The organism is Paenibacillus sp. FSL R5-0928 (genome assembly GCF_037970385.1).
In the GTDB taxonomy this organism is placed as follows: domain Bacteria; phylum Bacillota; class Bacilli; order Paenibacillales; family Paenibacillaceae; genus Paenibacillus_AQ; species Paenibacillus_AQ odorifer.
In genome coordinates, this window is the sequence record NZ_CP150225.1 from 4,344,414 (window position 1) to 4,366,377 (window position 21,964).

22 protein-coding genes are annotated in these 21,964 nt (G+C 44.0%); 1 reads left to right on the forward strand and 21 read right to left on the reverse strand.

What is annotated here, in order from left to right; genetic code table 11:
- Window positions 1–88 precede the first annotated feature (88 nt).
- The 21 genes from flgG to MKZ16_RS19525 all read right to left on the reverse strand — a co-directional run bounded on the left by flgG (window position 89) and on the right by MKZ16_RS19525 (window position 21,076).
- Entirely contained in the window at window positions 89–907 is an 819-nt protein-coding gene (gene flgG / locus MKZ16_RS19425) for a flagellar basal body rod protein FlgG (RefSeq protein WP_036688538.1), read from the reverse strand.
- Between the two features lie 104 nt (window positions 908–1,011).
- Window positions 1,012–1,395, reverse strand: coding sequence for a TIGR02530 family flagellar biosynthesis protein (locus tag MKZ16_RS19430; RefSeq protein ID WP_036688541.1), 384 nt, complete (start codon window positions 1,393–1,395; stop codon window positions 1,012–1,014).
- Entirely contained in the window at window positions 1,392–1,889 is a 498-nt protein-coding gene (locus tag MKZ16_RS19435) for a flagellar hook capping FlgD N-terminal domain-containing protein (protein WP_036688543.1), read from the reverse strand. Before MKZ16_RS19435 ends, MKZ16_RS19430 begins: the two co-directional genes overlap by 4 nt.
- Window positions 1,890–1,922: 33 nt before the next feature.
- The gene (locus MKZ16_RS19440) at window positions 1,923–3,404 is read right to left on the reverse strand and encodes a flagellar hook-length control protein FliK (protein ID WP_076106357.1); all 1,482 of its coding nucleotides are present in this window, start codon (window positions 3,402–3,404) and stop codon (window positions 1,923–1,925) included.
- Window positions 3,405–3,428: 24 nt separating this feature from the next.
- On the reverse strand, window positions 3,429–4,346 hold the full coding sequence (locus MKZ16_RS19445) for a kinesin (protein ID WP_076106445.1): 918 nt from the start codon (window positions 4,344–4,346) through the stop codon (window positions 3,429–3,431).
- Window positions 4,347–4,385: 39 nt separating this feature from the next.
- Window positions 4,386–4,829, reverse strand: coding sequence for a flagellar export protein FliJ (gene fliJ, locus MKZ16_RS19450; protein WP_038571963.1), 444 nt, complete (start codon window positions 4,827–4,829; stop codon window positions 4,386–4,388).
- 9 nt (window positions 4,830–4,838) lie between these two features.
- A complete protein-coding gene (gene fliI, locus MKZ16_RS19455) occupies window positions 4,839–6,152 on the reverse strand; it encodes a flagellar protein export ATPase FliI (RefSeq protein ID WP_036688546.1) in 1,314 nt (437 codons plus the stop codon).
- Window positions 6,145–6,993: a FliH/SctL family protein gene (locus MKZ16_RS19460; RefSeq protein WP_036688548.1), complete on the reverse strand. Its 849-nt coding sequence runs from the start codon at window positions 6,991–6,993 to the stop codon at window positions 6,145–6,147. The genes fliI and MKZ16_RS19460 overlap by 8 nt, the downstream gene beginning before the upstream one ends.
- Entirely contained in the window at window positions 6,986–8,002 is a 1,017-nt protein-coding gene (fliG, locus tag MKZ16_RS19465) for a flagellar motor switch protein FliG (RefSeq protein WP_036688550.1), read from the reverse strand. Before fliG ends, MKZ16_RS19460 begins: the two co-directional genes overlap by 8 nt.
- Window positions 8,003–8,006: 4 nt before the next feature.
- Entirely contained in the window at window positions 8,007–9,593 is a 1,587-nt protein-coding gene (gene fliF / locus MKZ16_RS19470) for a flagellar basal-body MS-ring/collar protein FliF (protein WP_076106359.1), read from the reverse strand.
- A 34-nt stretch (window positions 9,594–9,627) separates the two neighbouring features.
- On the reverse strand, window positions 9,628–9,939 hold the full coding sequence (gene fliE, locus MKZ16_RS19475) for a flagellar hook-basal body complex protein FliE (protein ID WP_036688553.1): 312 nt from the start codon (window positions 9,937–9,939) through the stop codon (window positions 9,628–9,630).
- 33 nt (window positions 9,940–9,972) lie between these two features.
- Window positions 9,973–10,419, reverse strand: coding sequence for a flagellar basal body rod protein FlgC (gene flgC / locus MKZ16_RS19480; protein ID WP_036688555.1), 447 nt, complete (start codon window positions 10,417–10,419; stop codon window positions 9,973–9,975).
- A 6-nt stretch (window positions 10,420–10,425) separates the two neighbouring features.
- Window positions 10,426–10,833 (reverse strand): flagellar basal body rod protein FlgB, encoded by a 408-nt coding sequence (gene flgB, locus MKZ16_RS19485; RefSeq protein WP_038571975.1) that lies wholly within the window; start codon window positions 10,831–10,833, stop codon window positions 10,426–10,428.
- 390 nt (window positions 10,834–11,223) lie between these two features.
- A complete protein-coding gene (gene hslU / locus MKZ16_RS19490) occupies window positions 11,224–12,624 on the reverse strand; it encodes an ATP-dependent protease ATPase subunit HslU (protein WP_076106361.1) in 1,401 nt (466 codons plus the stop codon).
- 33 nt (window positions 12,625–12,657) lie between these two features.
- Complete coding sequence (gene hslV, locus MKZ16_RS19495; protein ID WP_076106363.1) at window positions 12,658–13,200, reverse strand: ATP-dependent protease subunit HslV; 543 nt, start codon at window positions 13,198–13,200, stop codon at window positions 12,658–12,660.
- Between the two features lie 17 nt (window positions 13,201–13,217).
- A complete protein-coding gene (gene trmFO / locus MKZ16_RS19500) occupies window positions 13,218–14,600 on the reverse strand; it encodes an FADH(2)-oxidizing methylenetetrahydrofolate--tRNA-(uracil(54)-C(5))-methyltransferase TrmFO (protein ID WP_076100371.1) in 1,383 nt (460 codons plus the stop codon).
- Between the two features lie 8 nt (window positions 14,601–14,608).
- Window positions 14,609–16,708: a type I DNA topoisomerase gene (gene topA / locus MKZ16_RS19505; RefSeq protein WP_036688567.1), complete on the reverse strand. Its 2,100-nt coding sequence runs from the start codon at window positions 16,706–16,708 to the stop codon at window positions 14,609–14,611.
- Between the two features lie 36 nt (window positions 16,709–16,744).
- Window positions 16,745–17,863, reverse strand: a complete 1,119-nt coding sequence (dprA, locus tag MKZ16_RS19510; RefSeq protein WP_076106365.1) for a DNA-processing protein DprA — start codon at window positions 17,861–17,863, stop codon at window positions 16,745–16,747.
- A 225-nt stretch (window positions 17,864–18,088) separates the two neighbouring features.
- Window positions 18,089–19,018, reverse strand: coding sequence for a succinate--CoA ligase subunit alpha (sucD, locus tag MKZ16_RS19515; protein WP_036688571.1), 930 nt, complete (start codon window positions 19,016–19,018; stop codon window positions 18,089–18,091).
- Window positions 19,019–19,080: 62 nt separating this feature from the next.
- Window positions 19,081–20,241: an ADP-forming succinate--CoA ligase subunit beta gene (sucC, locus tag MKZ16_RS19520; RefSeq protein WP_038571984.1), complete on the reverse strand. Its 1,161-nt coding sequence runs from the start codon at window positions 20,239–20,241 to the stop codon at window positions 19,081–19,083.
- 352 nt (window positions 20,242–20,593) lie between these two features.
- Window positions 20,594–21,076, reverse strand: a complete 483-nt coding sequence (locus MKZ16_RS19525) for a MarR family transcriptional regulator (protein ID WP_232061396.1) — start codon at window positions 21,074–21,076, stop codon at window positions 20,594–20,596.
- Between the two features lie 148 nt (window positions 21,077–21,224).
- Between MKZ16_RS19525 and MKZ16_RS19530 the strand changes: the two genes are divergently transcribed.
- Window positions 21,225–21,653 (forward strand): organic hydroperoxide resistance protein, encoded by a 429-nt coding sequence (locus tag MKZ16_RS19530; RefSeq protein ID WP_076100366.1) that lies wholly within the window; start codon window positions 21,225–21,227, stop codon window positions 21,651–21,653.
- Window positions 21,654–21,964: the final 311 nt, after the last annotated feature.

The following is a 21,964-nucleotide window of genomic DNA, read 5'->3' on the forward strand; positions in this document are numbered from 1 at the left end:
ACAGGCCTCCTAACAAAATAGGGGGAGGAGTAACTCCCCCACGACTCCGCATGAACCATTTAAGAAAATATAGAATTTATTGATTAAATTAACGCTTCAGGTTTACTACTTCCTGCAGCACTTCATCAGAAGTTGTGATGATACGGGAATTCGCCTGGAATCCACGCTGTGATACGATCATTTCTGTAAATTCATTGGTAAGATCCACATTGGACATTTCCAGCTGTCCAGAGATGATTGCCCCGGTGCCATCTTCTGTATTGTTCGCTGTAGTCGGAACTAGTTCGCCTTCTGCATTCGCATTAAGTGTCATACGATACAGATTGCCTCCGATTTTCTCCAGACCAGATGGGTTAGTAACCTTGGCTACACCAATCTTCACCCCAGCTCCAGTCGTTCCATCTTCCATGGTCTGAACAATTGTTCCATCATTAGAGATAGAAAACGCCGTTACATCGTCACCTAATTGAATGATCCCACCGTCGGAATCTAAAACATGAAGTCCGTCAGCGGTAACAAGATTACGCGCAGCGTCAATGTGGAAATCTCCGGCGCGGGTCAAAAATGCAGTATCTTGATCCTCAGTAAGCTTAACCAGAAAAAAACCATCTCCATCGATACGTAAATCTGTTGGGTTGTTGGTGGTTTGAGCACTACCAGCCAAATGTAGGGTATCTATAGAAGCAATACTAACACCTAGTCCAACTTGTTTCGCATTTACCCCACCTTGACCATCCTCACCCGGTGCAGTAACACCAGAAACGGTTTGGCTCATAATATCCTTGAACATAACACGTCCGGATTTAAACCCGATAGTGTTGACGTTAGCAATATTATTACCGATTACATCAAGCTTAGTTTGAAAGCCTCTCATTCCTGAAACCCCTGAATACATTGATCTTAACATGTTTAATGTCCTCCCAGATTATAGAGTCCTAATAACTTTCCAAGTGAATTGGGACCGCGTCAGTCGGTCAGCGGCCGCCTCGGCTTTCCGTTAGGACCAGCCTATTATGAAATCACTATTGCACTATCGATTTGTGTAAATACATTATCTTTGATCGAGTTACCATCCATAGCAGTAACTACTGTGCGATTAGGAACGCTAACGATAAACGCCAAATCCTTCATTAATATCAAGGATTCTTTACTTCCTTTAGCAGCAGCTTTGTCCACAGCAGATGAAATTTGATCCAGCTGACCGCTACCAAGCTCTATCCCTCTTTGTTCTAGGCGTTTAGCAGCATGATTGCTGAATTTTAATAGTTTCTGTTGCAGCAAACTCTCAAAAGAAGCTTCCCCCGCCACAGACTGCTTAGGCAGCGAAGATCGTTGTAACGTTGTAGAATGCAGGGACGCAGGATACAGCTGGCCTATAGTAAGCCTGTCACTCATATGCTCGCCCCGCTTCCTCCGCTATTCTCCGGAGTATTACTATCTGTACCAGAACCGCTTTCTGGCGTTGCTGCGGCATTCTGAATTTGTGTAATATCGGTTAAAGCAATTCTGTCTTTTCCCACAACCGCATATTGAATACCATTGCTAACAACGATAGATTCAACATTACCTGTCTTAGGCAGCTTTGTGGCGGTGTCTGTCCAAGTAATATCTTTACCAATCAACCCGGATACAGATCCAAGGGACTGATTCATAGCATTAAGCTGAGTAGAGATATTCATCAATTGCTCCACGGATGTAAACTGGGCCATTTGCGCAATAAATTCTTTATCTTCCATCGGTTGCATCGGATCTTGATTTTGCAGCTGAGTAATCAAAATCTTCAAAAACTGATCCTTACCTAAAGTAGAATTACCCGTTGTCCGTGCACTAGAGTCGGGAGTTGTATAATTCCACTGATCTTTAGTAGAGACCGGAACTGTTGTCGCCATAACCACTCACCTCTCTTTCGTTTGTTATTAGAGTTAAGCCTTAGCAGAAAAAGATCCACCTTGGGACTGATCTTCTTGTCCCGCATTTGAAACCCAGTCCTTCCATTCACCATTCAGCTCTGCGGCAAGAACGGCATCACTGGCTTCCTCTCTGCTTTCTTTGGAACGTCTACCCTGCTGTCCACTTCCGGAATTAGGTTGGCGTCCTTCCTGCCCCCATTGCGAATTAAGTGGGGTATTATTTTGCGTAACTTCCAGCTTCTCCACTTGAAGACCCTGAGATTGCAATGCAGCGCGAAGCTGGTTCATTTGTTGCTCCAGCATATCTTTAGCACCGGTATGTTCAGTCATGAACTGGGCAACTAAATGACCATTTTGCATTGTGATCTTAACATCAACTTGTCCGAGATTTTCTGGAAAAAGGGATATAGTCGCTTCAGCGATCCCACCTTTTTGCACAATCTCTAATTTGCCTGTAATGAAACCTGTCATTTCTTGAGCAAATTGCTGAACCGGAACAGGCGCTGCTGGCACTTCAGCCTTCAGCGGTGCTGTAATTCCTCCGCGCAGAGATAACTGACCCGCAGTAACAACCTCATGATCCCCTTCGTTAGCTGTAATTCCTAGCGTGGAATCTAGAGTGGATTCTGTTGACTTCGTTTCCCCGGTTACACCTGTCTTGATTAACGGCGTGTTCGCAGTCTCTGCTTCAGCTTCTTGCACAGTTCCTGAGGTCACTGGCGAGCTGACAACCGTATCATTTTTCACTACAACAGCTTCTCCGGAACGATTGCTCACATTCTGAAGTGTTTTATCCGTTGGATTATTTTTGCTTTCAGTGATAGCGGGCTGTTCTACGGAAGAAACAGAAGCAGCATTCACATTGCTCGTCTTTCCCTTCCCTTTATTAGTGTTAGAGGAGGACTCTTCTAAAAGCGCTGTGAAATTATTCAATAAACTGATTCCCTTAGTTGCTACTTCCTCATTGCCACTCACTGCAGCTTCCTGAATCATAGAAACTAAACTTTGCAGGTCGTCTTGAACTGCAAATCTCAATGTATCAGCATTCTGTGCCAATGGGGACAAGCTTCCAGCCACTTCTGCTTCCGTTGTAGCAGTGCCATCCTCTGCGGCATGGCTTCCAGATAAAAGTGCAGATACCTGAAGAATCCAAGCCTGTAAGGCTACCAACAGAGCAGGATCACTACTGATACTTTCATCCAGCTTCTCAACATCAGCAGCAAGTTTTTCAAGGAGATCACCCTTCTGAGTGTCTTGCCCTGCTTGCTCTTCTCCAGTCGGCTGCACTTCCTTTAACAGGCCTTGCAGCAAAGAAGCTAGATTTGCCAATAGGGGTTCAGCTGGAGTCGACGAGGTGTTGGCATTGCCTCCCATGGTTTGTACCAGGGTTTGAGCAAATGGTGCAGCTGTCGTTGTTGTGCCCGTTGTAGTCGATGTACTCCCATTTACTGCAGTTGTGTTTGCACTCACAAGCGATTGAACGACTAAACTCATTTATTTTTCACCTCCTTTCCCTATCTATTTAGCACCCATCAGACGATTAACAATTTTCGCAGTTTGCGCGCTATCATTTTTAGTCATTTCTCCCAAAATAGATGAACGAACACTATCACTTACGGTATTCATAATCGTCACAACCTTATCAGGGCTAATCTTGTACATTTCTCCTAGTAACGATGCTGCATTAGCAGGAGTCATTGAACTGAAGGTCTGATTCAACTTTTCCTTATCCAAATTCGTACTGGTTGTCGCAGTTGCTGTTGTACCGGCGTCTTTCTTCAATCTAGATTGAAGAGCTGCAACCGCCATGTCACTCGAAGATGTAGTTTCTTTTAACTTTATCGTTACATCTGCAGCTTTTTGCGGATCCATTTTTTCCAAAATCGCAGTTTTACTCGCTTTACTCATGACACTGAAGATCTGCACCATTTCTTCTGTAGTTAAATTCTCCATGATCGGTGCAGCCTTTGAAGCTTTCATGCCCGCATACAGCTTAGCCAAATCAGAAACCTGTTTCTGATAAGGATCCTCAGCTTCTTCTGTGCTTGCCTCTGCGGTTTCAGCTTCCTTCTTCATTCCTTCAATCTGTGACTCTAGCGCCTGAACCTTGGTATCCTGGGCAGTTTTTTCATCTGTAACCTTCTTCAGGTTTTCTTCCTGCTGGGCGAGCTGAGCTTTAAGCTCCTTAATCGTTGTCGCTGAGCTCACTTCCTGCTTTTTGCTTTCTTCCTTCGGTTTAGAAGGATCTGCAGGCGGATCAGGAACCCATTTTTCCAGGATAGGAATTTTATTCGCAACTTCAAGTACATTATTACGAATGTCCATATTAAAAAGCGTCAACAGTACTCCAAGCAGTACTAGCGTGAATATAATCGGTATCATTAAGAATAAGAACCGCTCAAATTTCCCCGCTGACCCTTCATTTTCAAGTTCCATATCATTATCAATATTAGCCACTAGCGGAAACCTCCCGGGTTAGAGGGATTTCATCGCGAAGCGGACGGTTGCCATCTCATCCAGTTCGTTTTGTTCCCGTAAAATCATACTTTGCTGAAACAATGTCTCAGCCTTGTCTTTTGCCTTCAACCATACTTTTTCATCTAAAACCTTAGTGCTTAACTGATCTTGTTTCTTCTGGACTTCTTGATGTGCACGGCTAATGTCCGTATGCTTACGGGCAATGCATTTATCCAGATATTCCACATACTCCTGCATTTCACGAATCTTAACCATAGGTGTCTTTTGCTCTGCGGCATTTTGTAAGGATAGCATGATAGCACTCCGCTGAAAGATGAGTTCATCCAGGCTTCTTTCCTGTGCCTGCAATTCTCCAAGCGCGCTTGAGAGCATCCATTCTGCCTGTGTCTTCTCATTGCCCTTCAAGTCAACGACTTTTTGAAAAGTATAATGAAACCTCATAATACCGAATCAACTCCTTGAGAACTGTGAAATTAAAGACTGTTGAACTTCAGCCAGCGTAACTTTTTCATTCACCTTTTGTTTGGTGAAATCCCATATACTGTCGATAAATTCCATCGACTCGTCGATTTGAGCATTAGAGCCTCTCTGATAAGCTCCAATATTAATCAAATCCTCTGAATCCTTGTAAACGGCCATAAGGCGCTTCACATTCTCCGCTGCTGCAATCTGTTCTTCTGGAGCAATATCCTTCATTACTCGACTTATGCTGGAAAGAACATCTATTGCTGGAAAGTGTCCTTTGTTAGCAATGTTTCGATTGAGTACGATATGTCCGTCAAGTATTCCTCTGACTGCATCTGCGATGGGCTCGTTCATGTCATCACCATCAACCAGTACCGTGTAGAAGGCTGTTATAGAGCCTGTAGGACCTGTACCGGCACGTTCCAGCAGTTTGGGTAAGCTGGCAAACACCGAAGGTGTATATCCCCGCATGGCTGGCGGCTCTCCAACTGCAAGTCCAACTTCACGTTGGGCCATGGCATAACGGGTGACCGAATCCATCATCAGCATTACATTAAGGCCACGATCGCGGAAATACTCGGCAATCGTTGTAGCGATAAGCGCACCTTTTATGCGAATCAAAGCAGGTTGGTCTGAGGTAGCAACAATTACTACGGATCGCTGCAAGCCCTCTGGTCCTAAATCTCGTTCAATGAAATCCAATACTTCTCTGCCACGCTCACCAATCAGAGCAATAACATTTACATCAGCCGATGTATTCCGGGCAATCATCCCCATCAAAGTACTCTTGCCGACCCCCGAGCCAGCAAAAATACCGACCCGCTGTCCCTTGCCAATCGTTAGCAAACCGTCAATCGCTCTCACACCAATACTGATGGGTTCCTGCACCCGCGGTCTATTAAGTGGATTGGAAGGAATATTAAAGGTAGAGCTATGTGGCATTCGTGCTGGAATGAGAGAGCCATCAAGCGGCTGCCCCAGACCATCCAGTACTTTTCCTAATAATTCAGAACCTACTTGCACGCTAAGCGGCTTACCAGTGCCCACTACATCACAACCAGGTCCAATCGCCTGCAGTTCACCAAGTGGCATCAATAGTACCTTGTTATCACGGAAACCAACGACCTCAGCTTGCAGCGGTTTGTTTCCTTTGGAAGGGTAGATGTAGCATACATCACCTATACTTGCGTCAGGGCCTTCCGATTCAACCATTAGACCGATTACCTGCGTCACTTTCCCATTGATCCTCACCGGATCGAGATTACGAAGTTGCTCCTTATAACGGTTGCTATTAAGCATCGTCTTCCCCATTTCTCTGCTCATCGGTGTCCAGCGCAATTCTTACCAGCTCTTTCTTGATCTCTGCGAGCTGAGTGTCGATTCGAGCATCAATGCTGCCAAAGGAAGAGCGGATAACACATCCTTGGTCTTTTACCGTTGAGTCGGGCAAGATTTGCAGTTCAGCCTGTGAATCAACAGCTAGTGATAATTCTTCCCGGGCAGCATTCACAAAAGCGAACTGCGCTGGGGATACACAAAGTGAGATCAAACCCTGTTCTCGCTTACGAGCCAGATTTTTGCGAATTAAGTCCATTGCGAATTGTGGTTCTACCGTTAACTGCTTGTCCACAATTTTCTCTGCAATATCACAGCTTAACTCTACTAAAAAAGGCTCCGCTTCCTGAATAATCACTTCTCTTGCTTTATACGCCTCAGTCAAAACAGCACGCGCTTCTTCCATCATCTCTGCGATCTTATGCTTCATCTCTTCCTCAGCCTGAGAAACACCTTCCTCATAACCTTGCTGATGAGCTTCAGCTTTGATAGCTTCGATCAGATGTTCATCCTGCTCACGCCGTTGTTTCCACCACTCTTCAGCCTCCGCTTTCGAGGACTCTACAATCTGTTCCGCTTCAAGAGATGCATTCCGAACCTGCTCTTCAGCAAAATCCTGAGCGTCCTTAAGCATTTGCTTACGCGTCTCTTCTGCCTCTTCACGTGCGGGATCATGATAGTCAGTCTCGCTTAAAGTCTCCTCGGGAACGGGCTCCTCAGTTAGGCCCGCATATTGCCGGGCCTGTTCCAATCTTTTAAAGACATCAACCGGAACATACTGGGAGTGTTTGATCAGCTTAGACAATGATGTCATCTCCTCCGCCACGAGCGATGATAATTTCACCAGACTCTTCGAGTCTGCGGATCGTACCTACAATACGAGTCTGTGCTTCTTCAACATCACGCAGCCGCACAGGACCCATGTATTCCATTTCTTCTCGGAACGTTTCTGCCATACGCTTGGACATATTTCTGAAAATAACATCCCGTACTTCTTCGCTGGCAACCTTGAGTGCAAGCTGTAAATCCGCATTATCGATATCACGAACAATGCGCTGTATTGAACGATTGTCCACATTAACAATATCTTCAAATACGAACATCCGTTTTTTGATCTCTTCGGCAAGCTCTGGATCTTGAATTTCGAGAGAATCCAGAATCGTACGCTCTGTCCCCCGGTCAACCCCATTCAAGATTTGTACAATTGATTCGATACCACCAGCATTTGTATAATCCTGGGTTACTGTAGCGGAAAGCTTCTGCTCCAGCACACGTTCAATTTGCGTAATTACCTCTGGAGAGGTACTGTCCATCACAGCAATTCTTCTCGCCACCTCTGCCTGTTTCTCTTGAGGAAGCGAGGAAAGGATTGCAGCAGCTTGTTCAAATTGCAGATAAGACAATACAAGTGCAATAGTCTGTACATTTTCATTCTGGATAAAGTTGAGAATCTGATTAGGATCCGCTTTTCGTGCAAAATCGAAAGGTCTTACTTGCAATGTTGCAGTCAGACGATTAATGACCTCCATTGCTTTTGTTGACCCAAGCGCTTTCTCCAGAATTTCCTTAGCGTAGTTAATACCGCCTTGTGATATATATTCCTGGGCGAGGCATATCTGATGGAATTCAGACATGATCGACTCTTTTTCACCGCTGTCCACTTTGCGAACATTGGCAATTTCAAGAGTCAGCTGTTCAATTTCCTCGTCTCTTAAATGTTTGAAAATTTGCGCCGATACCTCGGGCCCTAGTGTGATAAGCAGGATCGCAGCTTTTTGACGGCCACTAAGTCCCTGCTGGCTAGCCTTTGCCATTAGTTCACCTCTGTTCGTCTGCAAGCCATGTACGCAGCAGATTTACGAATTCGTCTGGCTTCTTCTTGGCCAAACTTTCCAATTGCTTACGAACTTGACTTTCATTCGTCACGCTCTCCAAGTTAATAGAAGGAAATTCAGTAGGAACCTGCAATGGAATGTCTTCATCTTCCTCTTCCACAGTCTGTTTACGACTCCGGTAGATTAGATATCCTCCACCTGCTCCAACCAGCAATGCTGCTGCTCCGATAGCCCATATCATCCAAGAAGCGAGACCACCTTTAACGGTGTTGGCATCGGTGCCACCAAATTGTTGCGAGTAGACCGAAACCTTTTTGGTCAAATCAGCGTCTGTATATGTAGTACCTGAATCTGCAAGAGAAGCGCGAACAATATTCACCAAAATATTTTGAATTGCAGCTGATGTTGCATCATCTAAAGTTTTTTCTCCTGAAGGTGGTTCAACTGCAACATTTATGGTTAAGTCTTTAACAGTATACGGACTAGCAATAACATCTTTAGTAATTCGGTTAACTTCGTAGTTCCTCGTTTCAGAAGATTCCTCCGAGGTAGAAGTATCCGCACCCGCATCAGAAGGATAGCCCGTAACATCTTGAGAACCAGTGCCAGCCACTCCGCCAGTCGTGTTTCCTTGACCCGAATACGAATTACTAATTATCTGTGAACTGATCTCAATCCCCTTCATGTTCTCTGTATCCACAGGGGTAACAAGATCTTCCTTCCGGTTTTCCTTGTCAAAGTTCAACTTTGAGAACACAAGAACATCCACTTTATCAGGACCGGTAAGAGTGCTAAGGAATTGTTTCACATTTTTCTTTACTTCTTCTTCGAATTTTTTCTGAAGAGCGAAGTTTTCTTCAACTTGGTTTGTGACACCAGCCTGTCCACCTTTAGCTGTTGGCATTAATTCAATTTCATTATTTGCAATGGTAATGTTGTCAATTGGCAAATTGGGCACAGCAGTTTTCACAAGATTGAAATACCCGTCAATATTGTCTTGAGTAGGTCTAAATCCTGGATCAAATGAAAGCACAACGGATGCAGATGCCTGCTCCTGATCAGCCTGTGAGGCAAAAACTGTCTCTTTAGGCAAATTAATCAGCACTTTTGCATCTTTAATCCCTTGCATGCGTCTCATTAACTGTTCAACTTCACCGTTTAATGCATTATTGTACTTCACGTTAAACTCGCTATCTGTTGTACCAATCATCGATGAGTTTTCATCAAAGACTTTATATCCGATAGAACCACCTTGAACAATCCCCTGAGAACCGATATCCACCTTGACCCGAGCTGCTTCTGTACTTGGTACAGAAATACTCTTTCCATCTTGACTTAATCGGTATGAAACACCTGCTGAATCTAAGGCTTTCATTACTCCAGCCGAATCCGTACTGTCCAAATCTTGAAATGCTACTTCATATTCTGTTTTTGAAAGCTGCATGGTCATAACTACGATTATTATTAGAATGATAAACAATGTTGAAAAGAATAAAATCTTCTGTTTACCACTAAATCTGTTCCAATACAAGAGAACCTTCTCCCGATATTGGGCAAATCTTTCATTCACAGTGTCACCCCATCCGAAACTAAGCTAGGATTTATTATATTTGAGTTCTCATAATTTCTTGATAGGCTTCAATCACTTTGTTCCGGACTTGTGTAGTCAACTGTAAACTCAGTAGAGCCTGTTGGGAAGAAATCATCACTTCGTCAATGTTCACTTCTCCCAATACAAATTTATTACTCATATCCTTAGCTTGTTGTTCCTGATCAGCCACTTTATTGAGCGCATCCTCAAGATAAGAGCCAAAGCTCTCCATCGAATTAGCAGGAGTGGATGAAACTTCGGAAGATGTCGGTTTCATAGCAAGCTGCTGTACAGCCTGAACCCCATTAGATATATTCTGTATCAACTGTTTCCCCCCCTTAAGTTAATTAACATTCATTTATCTACCAATTTCGAGTGCCTTGCTTACCATAGCCTTGGATGCATTAAGCATCGTGACATTGGCATCATAAGAACGAGATGCAGATAACATATCAACCATTTCTTTGGTAATGTCTACGTTTGGCATATAGACATATCCTTCAGCATCCGCATCAGGATGGCTCGGATTGTATACCGGTTTCAATGGTGAAGTATCTTCTATGATCGACTGCACCTTAACCCCTTCATTGCTATTGTTCATTTTCGAATTTAGTATATTCGAGAATTTATTACTTTCGTTCGTTTCCAAAACAACCAACTTACGTCGGTAAGGAACAGCCTTGCCATCAACCACGGATGCTCTTGTAGTTTCAGCGTTGGCTACGTTGGAAGAAATTACATCCATCCGCAACCGTTGAGCCGTTAATGCAGATGCGCTGATCCCAAAACTACTACCAAAGTTCATACTCTCTTATCCTCCTTGAATTACGGCTCGCATCATCGAAATCTGGCTGTTAATCTGTTCAACATAAGAACTATACCTAAGCTGGTTCTCTGCGCTTAACGCCATTTCGCGATCTACATCCACATTATTGTCGTTATTGTTCATAGAGGTAGTTTCATCAGTATTCTCAACAGCAGCGGGAACAATTGTGTTGCTGCCAAATTGATAATGCCGGGTATCCGAAACTTTCGCTCTAAGTGTAGATTGGATTCCACTTTCCTGTTGTTGCAGGATACTTTCGAATGAAACATCAGAACGTTTGAAATTGGGCGTATCTTGATTAGCCACGTTATTTGCTAGAGCACTTTGTCGTTTATAGGCAGCATCAATGCCTCCCTGCAATCGTTGAAAACTGACACTATTCAGCAATCCCAAGACAATTCCTCCTTTCAAAGCTATCATAATGAAAAGAATTCCACAACTTCCATCAAAAAACCTGCTTGCTTTCGACAAATAAAGAAGAAAAATACTCAAAATTTACGGTATTCCGTCGAACGCTGTCGCAATGAATAACATTTAGCATTTTCACATACATTGATTTTCATTTAATTTGTATATTATTACAATAAGAAATAAGCCCTATCTTTTTAGAAAAGACAGGGCTTTTAGCACTTTATTACTATTTATTTACATTTTTAACTCATTATTTTCTTTTTAATTGCATGTTTTGACATATTTTTACGTTTTCACGACACCAATTTGTAATTTATCTAATCCGTTATGCCCAAATTCAAAATACATAGATTTTTTGTTTTTTTTGTCACTTTAAAGAATATACTGACTTAAATCACGATCCTGAGCTATACTTGCCAATTTCTCGCGCACATACTCCGGGGTAATAACCATTTTCTCCAAAGTCAGCTCAGGTGCTTCAAAAGAAAGATCCTCTAACAGCTTCTCCAAAATAGTATGAAGACGCCGTGCACCTATATTCTCCATATTTTGATTCACTGAAGCCGCTATTTTGGCAATCTCATGTATAGCATCCTTCTGGAATTCCACTTCTAAATTTTCTGTTTTAAGCAGATTCACATATTGTTTAGTTAAAGCATTCTCCGGTTCCGTCAAAATAGAAACGAAATCCTCTAACGTTAGACTGCTCAGCTCTACGCGAATCGGAAAACGACCTTGAAGTTCTGGAATCAAATCTGAAGGCTTAGCAATATGGAAAGCTCCGGCAGCCATAAAGAGTACATAGTCCGTCTTCACAGGACCGTATTTCGTCATAATGGTCGAGCCCTCTACAATCGGCAAAATATCCCGTTGCACACCTTCACGCGACACATCCGGTCCAGACCCTTTTCCCTGACTTGCTACTTTATCGATTTCATCGATAAAAATAATGCCTGATTGTTCAGCCCGAGTCACGGATTCCTGGATCACATCATCCATATCAATCAGCTTGGCCGCCTCATCCTGAATGAGTACCTTGCGCGCTTCGCGAATAGGAAGCTTACGTTTCTTCGTCCGCTTAGGCAGCAAATTGCCGAACATCTCTTGCATATTCATACCCATTTGGTCGTTTCCTTGACCTGCAAACATATCCAGCATAGTTGGCGCTGTATCCTCAACATCAATTTCAATGATGTCATCTTCCAGCTGACCAGCCAACAGCTTAAATCTAACCCCACGGCGGCGTTCACTTAGGCTTCCATCCTGCTCAGTGTCTTCTTTAGAGTCCTCTTGTGCAGAATTCCCTCCAAAAATCATCTCGAAAGGATTCTTTTGTGATTTATTTTTGGAAGAGGAAGGTACCAATATAGAAACGATCCGCTCATTAGCCAGTTCTTCCGCACGATCCTTAACCTTCTCGGTGCGCTCAAGCTTCACCATACGAATAGAAGTCTCTACCAGATCACGAACCATAGATTCCACATCTCGACCTACATAACCGACCTCAGTGAATTTAGTAGCCTCCACTTTGATGAACGGTGCATTAACAAGCTTTGCTAGACGCCGGGCGATCTCTGTCTTACCCACACCTGTAGGTCCGATCATCAGGATGTTCTTAGGGACGACTTCATCACGCAGTTCCTCTGCTAGCAGACTGCGCCGATACCGATTACGAAGCGCAACGGCTACCGATTTCTTAGCTTGCTTCTGACCTACGATATATTTATCCAATTCGGCTACAATTTGACGGGGTGTAAGCGATTGATTCACCATCGTGAATTCCTCCTTGTCTCTATGGCACTGAGTCTATAATTGTTCAACAATAATGTTGGAATTAGTGTACACACAAATTTCAGATGCTACCTGAAGCGATTCTCTAGCAATATCCGCAGCGGAAAGATTGGATGCATGACGTTTGAGTGCTCGACCTGAAGCCAGCGCAAAATTACCACCGGAACCAATCGCAAGAACGTCATCATCCGGTTCGATAATTTCACCATTTCCGGAGATCAGGAGCATTCCTTCCTTATCCATAACAATCATCAAAGCTTCAAGCTTCCGAAGAATACGATCTTGACGCCAATCCTTCGCTAATTCAACTGCAGCCCGCTGCAGGTTCCCATGATGCTCCTCCAGCTTGCCCTCGAATTTTTCGAATAGGGTAATAGCATCCGCAACGGACCCCGCAAAACCTGCTATTACTTGTCCTCTGTACAGGCGACGAACTTTTCTGGCCGTCGTCTTCATAATAACACTCTCTCCGAATGTAACCTGTCCATCACCTGCTATAGCTGCCTGTCCGTTATGTCTTACAGCACAAATTGTAGTCGCATGAAAGCTGGGTACCATGATTGTAAGTTACCTCCTTAAGATGGGCTTTGTTCGCTATCGACAACCTCCGGCTCCGAATAAGCGAGTCCTGTACGGTTGGCATACTCGGCAAGACTGTCCAGAGCGCGATGAGCTAACATTTCATTCTTTTCCTTCTTATTGCGGATCTTCTTCTCTACCTTCGGCAACAGACCGAAATTGGCATTCATAGGCTGAAAATGCTCTGGATCGGCTGAAGTAATATAAGCTGGCATGCTGCCTAGAACAGTATCCTGCGGGAAGATCAGTCCTTCCTGTCCGAGTGCTGCCCGTGCAGCATTAATACCAGCTATGAGCCCGGAAGCAGCTGATTCAACATAACCTTCTACACCTGTCATCTGTCCAGCAAAAAAGAGTCTTTCCTTGCCTTTCATCTGATAGGTAGGGTGCAGAAGTTTAGGAGAATTAATAAATGTATTTCTGTGCATCACACCATAACGAACATATTCAGCATTCTCAAGACCTGGGATCAGCGAGAATACACGCTTTTGCTCGCCCCATTTCAAATGGGTCTGAAAACCAACAAGATTGTAAAGTGTGCCGGCAGCGTTATCCTGACGGAGTTGCACAACCGCGTAAGGAAGTTTACCTGTATGCGGATTGATAAGTCCTACTGGCTTCATTGGGCCAAATAACGCTGTTTGCTTGCCGCGTTTCATCATGATTTCGATAGGCATACAGCCCTCAAAGTATATTTCTTTCTCAAAATCTTTGAGTGCTGCTGTCTCAGCAGAAATCAACGCATCATAGAACACGTCGAACTCCTCTTCTGTCATCGGACAGTTCAGATAAGCCGCTTCACCTTTATCATAACGGGAAGCCAAATACACCTTGTTCATATCAATGGTGTCTTTCTCAACAATCGGTGCTGCTGCATCATAGAAGTAGAAATACTCTTCACCCAGCAGCCCTTTTATTTCAGCAGATAATGCCGGTGAAGTTAGTGGGCCCGTTGCAATAACAACAATCCCTTCCTCCGGTATATGCGTAAGTTCTTCATTTATGACTTCAACGAGCGGATGATTATGCAAAGTATGGGTGATCTCACCTGAGAATCCGTCCCGATCTACGGCGAGTGCTCCTCCTGCGGGTACCGCGTGTCGGTCAGCAGCACCTAATACAAGAGAGTTCAAACGCCGCATTTCTTCCTTCAATACACCTACAGCATTTCCTAATCCATTCGCACGCAAGGAGTTGCTGCATACCAGTTCAGCAAATTGATTCGTGTGATGGGCTGGCGTCTTTACTACAGGTCTCATCTCATATAATCTTACCGGTACTCCTAGTGATGCTATTTGCCAAGCGGCTTCGCTTCCTGCGAGGCCCGCTCCAATTACTGTTACTTTTGCTGTATCTGACACTGTCTTTTTTCCTCCCATAGAGACTATTAATCTGCTAATTCTTCTTCGTTGTCTAGAACCGCCTCTGTATGATCACAAGACGTACATTGTAGCTTGGTTCCTTGCTTATTACGTTTCTCAATCATCCAAGATCCACATGATGGACATGGTTTTATAGAAGGTCTATCCCATGAAACGAAATCACAACCAGGGTACTGATCGCAGCCATAGAAAACACGCCCTTTTTTGCTGCGTCGCTCCACAACCTTACCTTCATGACATTTAGGGCAAGTTACGCCAATATCCTTGATAATCGGTTTCGTGTTTCGGCAATCCGGAAAGCCAGAGCATGCTAGGAATTTCCCAAAGCGACCCAGCTTATACACGAGAGGTTTGCCGCATTTCTCACAGATCTCATCAGAGACTTCATCTTCAATCTCAATTTCTTTCATCTCTTCTTCCGCGAATACCAAACGCTTCTCAAACGATTCGTAAAACTCTGCAAGAACCTTTACCCAGTCTTCTGAGCCCTCTTCCACATGGTCAAGATCACCTTCCATGTTCGCGGTGAATTCAACGTTTAGGATTTCCGGGAAAAATTGCTCCATCTGCTCTATAACAAGCTCGCCAAGTTCGGTTGGCATGAATTTTTTCTCTTCAATAGCCACATACCCACGCTTCTGGATGGTTTCCAGCGTTGGGGCATATGTACTTGGACGGCCTATACCCAGCTCCTCAAGCGTCTTTACAAGTCTTGCTTCCGTATATCGTGGAGGCGGTTGTGTAAAGTGCTGCTTAGGCTCGATCTCCTGCTTATTTAAAGCATCTCCCGCTTGAAGCGGCGGCAAATACTTGTCTTCATCTGTAGTTCCGTCATCGTTGCCTTCTACATAAACCTTCATGAACCCGGGGAATGAAACCTTCGAACCAACAGCTCTGAATGTAGCAGTACCTGCAGCAATATCGACCGAAAGCGTATCCAGCAGGGCAGAAGACATCTGACTTGATACGAATCGCTCCCACACTAGCTTGTAGAGACGGAATTGATCACGGCTCAAGAACTCTTTGACCATTTCAGGTTCGCGTAATGCCGAGGTAGGACGAATCGCTTCATGCGCTTCCTGTGCTCCAGCTGCCTTTTTAGAATACTGCCGTGGGGATTCTGGCAAGAACTTCTCACCATACTTAGCTGTTATAAGCTCTTTAGCTTCATCCTGAGCGGTGACAGAGAGACGCGTGGAGTCTGTACGCATATAAGTGATCAAACCTACGGTACCTTCTTTACCGAGTTCCACACCTTCGTATAGCTGCTGTGCAACAGACATTGTCTTAGCGGCACGGAATCCAAGCTTTCGAGCTGCTTCCTGTTGTAGGGAGCTGGTGGTAAAAGGAGCCGAAGGATGACGTTGTCTTTCCTTCTCCTTCACATCACTCACCTTAAAAGATGCGTTCTTAATGGCTTCAAGAACCTCCTGAACATCACTTTCCTGGTTCAGTTCTTTTTTCACACCATTCAGCTTATGAAACTTAGCTTCAAAGACGGAATCCCGGATTCCAAGCTTCGCTGTTATGCTCCAATATTCGGTGGGTACAAAAGCGGAGATTTCATTCTCACGATCCATAATGATCTTCACGGCAACGGATTGTACACGTCCAGCAGATAAACCTTTTTTGACTTTCTTCCATAATAGAGGGCTAATCTTGTACCCTACCAGTCGATCCAGAATACGTCTAGCCTGCTGTGCATTCACGAGATCCATATTAATCTTACGCGGTGTCTTAAAAGCATCTTTTACCGCTTGTTTGGTGATCTCATTAAAAACAACTCTGCATTCTTGTGTATTATCTAAATCCAGCGCATGCGCCAAATGCCAAGCAATTGCTTCCCCTTCGCGGTCAGGGTCAGCTGCGAGATAAACTTTTTTAACTTTTTTACTAGCGTCTTTCAATTCCTTCAATATAGATCCTTTACCGCGGATAGTAATATATTTGGGACTGAAATCATTCTCCACCTCAACACCAATTTGACTCTTCGGTAGATCTCTAATATGTCCCATTGATGCCTTTACAATATATTTACTACCTAGATATTTGCCAATTGTCTTCGCTTTTGCAGGCGACTCGACAATAACTAATGCATCTGCCATAGACTCTTCCTCCTCGTTAACACTCGCACCTCTATATTAAATTACCTTATAAATAGCTCCTGGTAATTGTGTTACCGCTTTTTTTATGATTAAAGATAACAGAACTGAATGCAAATGTCCAAAATCCCATCCTGTTCTTACAAGCAGATCGTCCAATATAAAAGGGCCTTGATGCAGTATATGGTATAGGTGAGACTCCTCATTTGTCAATTTCTTTTCAATCATAAAGTCGTCTGCTGTCTGTTCGGTAGTGCTATTATTCCCTGTTTTTATTACGTTTGTCGGCAAATAAGAAGTATATTCTTCTATAATATCTAATCCACTGGTTACCAGCTTTGCACCCTGTTTGATAAGCTCTAACGCCCCTCTGCTTTTAGGTGATGTAATAGGTCCAGGCACTGCGAAGACATCCCTTCCAGCTTCCAAGGCAGCATCGGCTGTAATAAGTGATCCACTGCGACTGTCAGCCTCCACGACCACTGTCCCCCGTGATAAACCTGCTATGATCCGATTACGCTGTGGAAATAATCCAGGATGACTTTTAGTTCCAAGAGGATACTCTGTGATGACAAGCCCTTCCTGAGAGATACGCCGCTCCAGCTCAATATTCTCAGTTGGATAGACTTTGTCCAACCCTGTTGCCACTACCGCTATCGTCCCTCCACCGCTTCTTAGCGCCGCTTCATGACAAATGCTATCGATCCCCCTCGCAAGCCCGCTAACCACCGTTAGACCTGCTGCACTAAGCTCCTCCGCGAGAATCTCCCCTACCTTTCGTCCATATGCTGTTGGCACACGAGTGCCAACCATCGCCACACTAGGAGTTGATAACAGTTCCAATCGACCTCGATAATAAAGGATCCACGGTGGCTGTGTCGTCTCCTTCAACAAAACAGGATAAGCCGCATCAAACACAGTTACCATCTTCACTGCACATTCTTCCATTAATAAGCGCCTTTTGGCGATCCACTCTAACGTATATATGGAAGCAAGATAATTCGACAGCTTTCTGTTCAATCCGATCGTTTCCCAATCTTTTGCACTACAGGAAAATGCTCGTTCTGACATTAAGCCGGCTCTGCGGATCTTGTCGATACTCTTCCAGCCAATCCCCTCCACTTCATTAAAACCAAACAGCAGATCTTTTTCTTCCATATAAGCTTACTCTCCTTTAATGGAAGGGTTAGCCTTCCCTATTTTGTAACATGAATTTGATGAATGCAATATTATCTTGTAATTCAATATTTTTCTATGTTAAAAAAACAAAAAAAGCAACCTTTCATCCCTTGGATAGGAACAAAAGGTTGCTTACCTCTGAAATAATTATACACGAAAGAAGCCCACTCGCGTAGAGTGAATTCCTTCAATTAAATAAAATAATTAATGCGTTGTAAATGCGCTAAGAATACCGCGTTCTTCAAGCACACTCACAAGCGTTGAGCCCATTTCGGCAGGTGTAGGAGCGACCTTGATTCCGCACGATTCAAGTACGGCAATTTTCTCACTCGCTGTTCCTTTGCCTCCGGAAATAATAGCACCCGCATGCCCCATACGTTTGCCAGGAGGGGCAGTAGCACCGCCAATAAACCCTACAACCGGCTTAGTCATATGCTCACGAATCCACTCTGCTGCTTCTTCCTCTGCGGTTCCGCCAATTTCACCAATCATGATGACTGCCTTTGTACCCGGATCCTCATTAAAAAGCTTCAGAATATCAATAAACTCCGAGCCTTTAACAGGGTCTCCGCCAATACCTACAGCTGAAGATTGCCCGATTCCACGCGTGGTCAGCTGATGAACAGCCTCATAGGTTAGAGTTCCGCTGCGCGAGACAACACCTACATACCCTGGCATATGAATATAACCCGGCATAATTCCTATTTTGCATTCCCCAGGAGTGATAACTCCCGGACAGTTGGGTCCGATCAATACAGTAGAGCGCCCCTCCATATAACGGGACACCTTTACCATATCAAGCACTGGAATCCCTTCGGTAATACAAATCACCAAGTCGAGTTCTGCGTCCACGGCTTCCATTATGGAGTCTGCTGCGAATGCTGGCGGTACATAGATTACACTAGCGGTTGCGCCTGTAGCCGCCTTAGCAGCTACAACAGTATCGAATACCGGAAGGCTAACCTCACTGCCATTTTCAAGCGTGATATTGACAGATGTTCCACCTTTACCCGGTGTTACCCCTCCAACCATCTGTGTTCCATAATCCAGCGCACCTTTAGTATGGAACAAACCCGTTGATCCTGTAATTCCTTGCGTGATAACTTTCGTATTTTTATCTACAAGAATGCTCATGCCTTAAGTCACATCCCTACTTATATTGTCAAATACGATAACTGGCTTCCTAAATCAGGCCATTATTGCACAAGAGACACAATCTTACGGGCACCGTCCGCCATAGAATCAGCAGCAACAATATTAAGTCCCGATCCAGCCAAAATCTGCTTGCCTAATCCAACATTTGTTCCCTCAAGACGCACAACCAGCGGTTTGGTCAAACCCAGTTGACTAGCCGCTTCTACAACACCGTTAGCGATAACATCACAGCGCATAATACCGCCGAAAATATTAACAAAAATCCCGTTCACCTTTTCATCCGATAAAATGATTTTAAAGGCTTCTGTTACCTTCTCGGTCGTTGCACCGCCCCCTACATCCAGGAAGTTGGCGGGTTCGCCCCCATAATACTTAATAATATCCATAGTCGCCATCGCGAGACCTGCACCGTTTACCATGCACCCAATATTGCCATCAAGCGCAATATAGCTAAGGTCATACTTCGAGGCTTCGATTTCCTTTAAATCCTCTTCATCCAAATCCCGCAGCTCTAGAATATCCTTATGACGGAACAAGGCATTGGAATCAAAATTCAGTTTGGCATCCAGTGCCATCACATTCCCATCCGCAGTCACTACCAATGGGTTAATTTCGGCAATAGAGCAATCTTTATCCACGAAAGCTAAATATAGCGCTTGCATGAATTTCACAGTTTTGCCTACCAGCTCATTGGGAATAGAGATGCTGTAAGCCAGCTTGCGCGCCTGGAAAGTCTGCAAACCCACTGCCGGATCAATGATCTCTTTAAAAATTTTCTCCGGATGTGTTGCAGCTACTTCTTCAATCTCAGTACCGCCTTCTTCAGAAGCCATCATGACCACTCGGCCAGTTCCTCTGTCAACTACGATACCAATGTAATACTCCTTAACAATTTGACAACCCTCTTCAATGAGCAGTCTTTTTACTACCTTACCCTCCGGTCCAGTCTGGTGAGTTACTAGAGTCTTTCCAAGAATCTCAGTTGCGTAACTACGCACCTCATCGATATTCTTAGCAACCTTTACTCCTCCAGCTTTACCGCGTCCACCTGCGTGAATCTGAGCTTTAACTACAACAACCGGTGTGCTCAGTGACTCTGCGGCTTCTACCGCTTCCTCCACTGTATAAGCTACTTTTCCATTCGGTACGGCTACACCGTACTTCTTAAGCACTTCTTTTCCCTGATACTCGTGGATATTCATAGCGGTAGCCTCCTAAAGTAGCGTGGTGACTAAACAGGCAGCCTGTCGTCATCTCGCTTTCCGTTTTGATTGCCGCGGGGTTAGGGATAGGCTGATGTTATACATGCAGCACTATTCCGGAACCAGCAGAAACTGATCTACCACTCGTAAAAAGAATGGCACTATTTCTGCAAGAGACATTGTGTAAATCTATAAGACTAAGCTTATATTTACCTATATGCCATACAAAGGAACCCAGAATAGTGTAACATGTTTTTAAAACGCTTACCTTAAATATATTCATGATTTGTACACATTTTTTCGCTTGATTTCATGCCGAAATGCGAACGATCGCATTGACTCCTTACTACGCTTACTTTTTACTATCTTGGATATTAGCTTCGTGAACACGATTCAATAAGTCTTTAAACTGATCAAGTAGCTCTATGGATTCATTATTAGTCAGTGTCGTTTCTTCCATCATTTTGCCGGGAATACACACGGCATCACTTTGGAGTGCCCAGCCTTGTTTCGTTAGTGAGATTAATACTTTTCGCTCATCCTGCATCGAGCGTTCACGTATAATCAGGCCTGCGGCTTGCAAGCGCTTCAATAGCGGAGTCAGCGTTCCTGAATCCAAAAATAACGCCTCACCAATCTCTTTCACTGTACATTGCTGCCGTTCCCATAACACAAGCATTACTAGGTATTGGGAGTAAGTTAAACCGATCTTATCCAAATACGGTTGGTACAGCTTTGTAATCTCACGCGAGCAAGCATAAATGGTAAAACAGAGCTGATTCTCGATCAGCAGCTCTGGGGTTGTAGTCATTTTCTGCATATCTTCTTCACTCATTTTCATATTTATTCACCCGCCTTATCTCTTTATTTTATCATAATTCACTCACACATCATAATAATAGCAAAAAATTAATTTGACTTTTATATTAATTGTGATAAATTAGATTGTACACAAACTAATTAATGAATAGGAGAGATTTATTATGATGACAATTCAACAAAAGATGTATGAAACAACAGTTAAAGCGGTTGGGGGAAGAAACGGTTATATAGAATCAGAAAGTCCTAAACTCAACCTTACGATCAGTACACCACGCGAAATGGGTGGTGCCGGTGGTGAAGGTACTAATCCTGAACAATTATTTGCAGCTGGCTACTCCGCTTGTTTTGACAGTGCCCTAAACATGGTTGCTCGACTTGGCAAAGTGAAGATTGAAGGCAGTGAAGTTACGGCTACTGTTAGCTTTGGTAAAGTTGAAGATGGCGGGTTCGGCATTGCGGTTAAGCTTGACGTGCTGGTTAAAGGCGTTGACAGAGAAACCGCAACATCTTTGGTAGAAGCTGCCCATGGCGCATGTCCTTACTCCCGTGCTACTCGTGGCAATATCGAAGTAGAATTGAATGTACTGTAAGAAATTATAGAGAAAAATGTATGTGAAATTCACTAAACGATCTAACCTTCGTTTGAATACGTGGCATTTCGCATTCGAAGTAGCTAACGGACACAGTTGATCTTAAACGCAACTTAATCCCATATTTGGAATGCTATCGGACCTCATGGAAGCTATTGGAATGAAAATCACCCAATATAACCTTCTTCCGAAGGAATAGCGTCTCCAGAGTCCGAACCTACGCTCCAAGGGCTAAAAACTTGCAAATAACGTCCTCTAGGTCCGTTCCGTAAACATCAGAGGATAATAATGATTCGGCGGTGTTCGTAACT